The sequence below is a fragment of the Alkalibacterium indicireducens genome, from assembly GCF_039522005.1.
GTDB classification, from domain to species: domain Bacteria; phylum Bacillota; class Bacilli; order Lactobacillales; family Carnobacteriaceae_A; genus Alkalibacterium; species Alkalibacterium indicireducens.
The window spans coordinates 1-4,163 of the sequence record NZ_BAAADA010000200.1; the positions used below are offsets into that span (position 1 = coordinate 1).

General features: G+C 35.5%; 4 protein-coding genes. 1 reads left to right on the top strand and 3 read right to left on the bottom strand.

Going from position 1 to position 4,163, the window contains the following annotated elements:
- Positions 1 to 112 precede the first annotated feature (112 nt).
- The 3 genes from ABFX15_RS11315 to ABFX15_RS11325 are packed head-to-tail and all read right to left on the bottom strand — an operon-like array spanning position 113 to position 3,466.
- The gene (locus ABFX15_RS11315; RefSeq protein ID WP_346025509.1) at positions 113 to 1,186 is read right to left on the bottom strand and encodes a mandelate racemase/muconate lactonizing enzyme family protein; all 1,074 of its coding nucleotides are present in this window, start codon (positions 1,184 to 1,186) and stop codon (positions 113 to 115) included.
- Positions 1,187 to 1,189: 3 nt separating this feature from the next.
- Complete coding sequence (locus tag ABFX15_RS11320) at positions 1,190 to 2,551, bottom strand: transglutaminase-like domain-containing protein (protein ID WP_346025510.1); 1,362 nt, start codon at positions 2,549 to 2,551, stop codon at positions 1,190 to 1,192.
- An 18-nt stretch (positions 2,552 to 2,569) separates the two neighbouring features.
- Complete coding sequence (locus ABFX15_RS11325) at positions 2,570 to 3,466, bottom strand: ABC transporter ATP-binding protein (RefSeq protein WP_346025511.1); 897 nt, start codon at positions 3,464 to 3,466, stop codon at positions 2,570 to 2,572.
- A 181-nt stretch (positions 3,467 to 3,647) separates the two neighbouring features.
- Here ABFX15_RS11325 and ABFX15_RS11330 point away from each other — a divergent pair.
- The coding region (locus tag ABFX15_RS11330) for a transposase (protein ID WP_487046874.1) at positions 3,648 to 4,163 on the top strand (516 nt) is incomplete at its 3' end.

The following is a 4,163-nucleotide window of genomic DNA, read 5'->3' on the forward strand; positions in this document are numbered from 1 at the left end:
GTGTTTTTTTGCTTTTCCTTGATATAACAACCATTGTAAGCAATTATTAAAAGAAAGTATTGACACTAACTAACTTTTTGGGGGGATTAATAATATGATTGTAGACTAAATATTAAAATTCTAAATCAATATCTAATCCTAGTCCTGGTTTTTCTGACAAAGTCATAATTCCACCTTCTTGCGTGAAATCACTCTTAATGCCGGGAACCTCTTTACTCATACGATAACTATCTAAGTCCGCATAAGTAATATTTTTTTGTGAAGCAGCTAAAGCTGCTCCAGCAGCAATCCCAATACGGGATTCAGACATACAACCTACCATACATTGTAAGCCAGCAGCTTGTGCGATCGCATTTATTTGTAAGGCAGGATAAATGCCACCGGATTTCATTAATTTAATATTGATGATATCGCATGCTTCTTCCTTAATCGCGCGAAATGCATCTTGGGGTGAGAGGACAGATTCATCCATCATAATTTGTTGTGTTACATTGTCTTTAATAAACTTCATACCTTCATAATCCCAATATGGAACAGGTTGTTCTACTTCTTCCACACCATACTTATAAAATTCATTTAGAACATGGACGGCTTGTTTCTTATAGTAGCCTTGGTTCGCATCCACTCGGAGACTGATATCTGGTCCAACTTCTTCTCGAATTAAACGAATCGCTTCTATATCATCTTTCGCATTCAATCCAACTTTTATTTTCAGAATATTAAATCCTTCATCGACATATTGTCTTGCAAGTTTCGCCATTTCTTTAGGTTCATCGATTCCGATTGTCATGTCTGATTCTACCTGGTTTGATGATCCCCCTAACAATTGGTAAACTGGAAGGCCTGTGTGTTTTCCTAAAATATCATATAAAGCTAAATCGATACCAGCTTTTCCTGCAGTCTTCCCTTTGTATTGGCGGTTCATGATTTCATGTATGCGCCCGATGTTTAAAGGATTTTCACCTTTTAATGTATTGTCCATTTCCGTTAAGAAATTTGTTACATCTTCTATGTTATTACCAGTAACAACTTTCGAAGGCTGAGATTCACCATACCCGGTAACCCCTGCATCCGTTTCAACCTTTACAATAACTGTATCCGTCCGAGTATCATCTGAACTCGCAATTTTGAAACTTACAATAGGTTCAATAGTAATTGTTTTGTGAGAAATTTTAGTAATTTTCATCGATTAATCTTCCTTTTCATAAATTTCAATAGCGACTTCCGTTGTTTCAATATCATTATAAGTTAATTTTCCACTTTCGAATTCAGCTTCTCCGTTTTGATTATCATACGGATCATTTCGACTGAAATCTAACGCAGGTGTAAAATCATGTTGAAAATCGGATACTGCTGGCATTCTGAATGGTTCTAAGTTCCCGAAGTAGAATTTCCATCGTTCTTCTTCACCTGTTCGGTATGCTGAGCCACCAAAAGAAGTATCGGCATATAACCAGCCAAATGGGGCTACATAAAATTGAGCCCAATCATGATTTCCTATTGTTTCTGGATTGGTGTATAAGCCAGCCTGCCATCTTGCTGGAACTCCAACTGCACGACATAAGGTAATAAAAGTAAGAGCTTGGATACCACAATCTCCTTTAAAACCTGTTAAAGCGTAAGTTGGAATATCTGTAATGGTGTAATAAGGACGGACAAACGAATACATCACATTTTTAGTAATATATTCGTAAATTAAACGTGCTTTTTCAAGAGGATTGGTTTCATTCCCGATAATCTCTTTAGCTACTGATTTGATATAAGGTGAAAATTTAATATGTGGTAATTGTTCTTCAGTATAAAATGTAGGTTGTGCTTCGTCTACTTCTTCCGGCAAAGGATTTTTATACACCATATGATTATCGAATTCATATTCCACATAAAACTCTTCGTCCGCTTCATATTCTTTCTCAAAATAAACGGTTCTTGCTGGATGGTCAGGTTCATTCACTAGAGCTGATTTATGAGATGTATCAATGAGTCTAAAGTTCTTTACTTGAGCATATTCAATCGGCAAAGGCAAGTGAACTCTAATTTTCTCTCCTGGTTTTTGAGCCTCTGGTTTCACCTTCAAAGTTGCACGTAAACGAATATGATAAGTCAATTCCCCTTTTTCTTTCATCTTATGCATTGTTTCATTAAGTAAATTTGTGCGCTTATCTAGTAATTCAGGGTTAGTACAACGTTTGGCATAATTGGGACGAGTTTTCATAATATTTTGTAAAATGTTTTCTCGGAAATGAATTTCGCCATCCAAATATACCCAATCTAAGGCATCTTCATCGCGTAAACTTTCGAATTCTTCGGTTTTAAAATCGGCAATATTATCTTTAAATAATGATAATGCTGCCTCGTAGGTATGAGGATAAGAATCTCTAATAATAGGTAGTATTTCTTTTTCTTGTTCTAATCTCTTTCTTAAAGCAACCGGTAAATCTTTTTCCAAGCGTTTATCGATGATTCTTTCGACTCGGTCATACTCACCCACGGCTTTTAGTTTTGCTATATCCTCTGGTAGTTGTGTGTCTAAATATTTCAAATCTTTATTCATTTATCTGCTCCATTCCTACTATTTTTTATAACAATATACATAATGTCCAGGTTTTACTTCGTATAAAGCTTGATTGTCTTCAATTATTTTAGTAAATGAATATCCATCTGGTAAACTCGCTTCGTAATTAATCTGACTCCCACCTGCAATATACCCGTTTTCAACATTGGGAATTGCTTTGAGTAATGATTTTGTATAATCATGAATCGGATTGAAATATAATTCTTCACGATCTGCTAGTTCTACAATTTTTCCATGATACATTACCGCTATTCGGTCAGACATGTGGTAGACCACATTTAAGTTATGAGAAATAAAAACGTAAGTTAAATTTTCACGCCGTTGTAAGTAAAGTAATAAATTCATGATTTGAGATTGAATAGATACATCTAAAGCCGATACTGCTTCATCACAAACTATCATTTTTGGATTCAATGCTAAGGAGCGAGCAATACCAATACGCTGACGCTGTCCGCCTGAAAACTCATGTGGATAACGATTAATGAAACTTTCGTTTAAACCACACATTTCCATGAGTTTCTTTACGCGTTCAGTTCTTTTAGTAAGATTTAACTTTTTTTGAATAACTAAAGGTTCTTCAATAATCTCTCCGACTGTCATCCTTGGATCCAAGGATGAATAGAGGTCTTGAAAAATTATCTGCATATTTTTCCGATAAGGAGTCAACTCTTTTCTCGAAAAATTTGATATATCTTCCCCTTCATAAAGAATTTCACCCGCCGTTGGTTCATTTAAACGGATCATTGTACGTCCTAAGGTTGTTTTACCACTTCCAGATTCTCCAACAATTCCTAAAGTCTCTCCTTCATACACTGAAAAAGTGACGTCATCTACAGCTTTTATATATTCTTGCTCACCACTATCAAAAGAGCCACCTTTTAATGGAAAATACATCTTTAAATTATTTACTCAAGTTTTGCAGTTGAATATCCAGGTTTAACCCTTCCGGTTATTGAAACTTCTTATAAATAATTCACTAGTGTTGCATTAAAAATTTAACTGTTTCATGACATAAAAAAGTCCTTTATAATGGGGTTGGATGACTTATCCAAGACCAAAACAAAGGACTTACAACATGGATAAGTATAATACAAAAATGACCATAAATAAATGGTTTTCGTACATTTCTTTAGAAACATTAAGTGAATCGTCTCGACAGGCTATCGGTCAGTTTGATCGCTATTCAAAAAAATTAACGTTTAAGAAAGTACTGAAAATCTTTCTCTATGCGATTAATGATGAAACCGATAGCCTACGGCATTTGGATCAACAGTTGGTCAACCCAAACTTAAAAAAAGTGATTGATATTGAGTCCATCAGCTATTCTCAATTATCCCGTGCCCTGCGAAAGATGGAACCCTCTGTATTGATGGATATTTTCACGCAATTACTTTCACTGGTTCATGAAAAAACAGTGCTGCAATCAAAAGAACGCGTGTTTCTAATTGATTCGTCCACTTTTTCACTGAATAAAACACGGTATCCCTGGGGCACGTTTCGCCCGACTAAGTCGGGAATCAATCTGCACTTAAAGGTCTGTCATATGAAAGAAGGATGGGTGCACCCTGAACAATTCGAACTGTCCCATGCA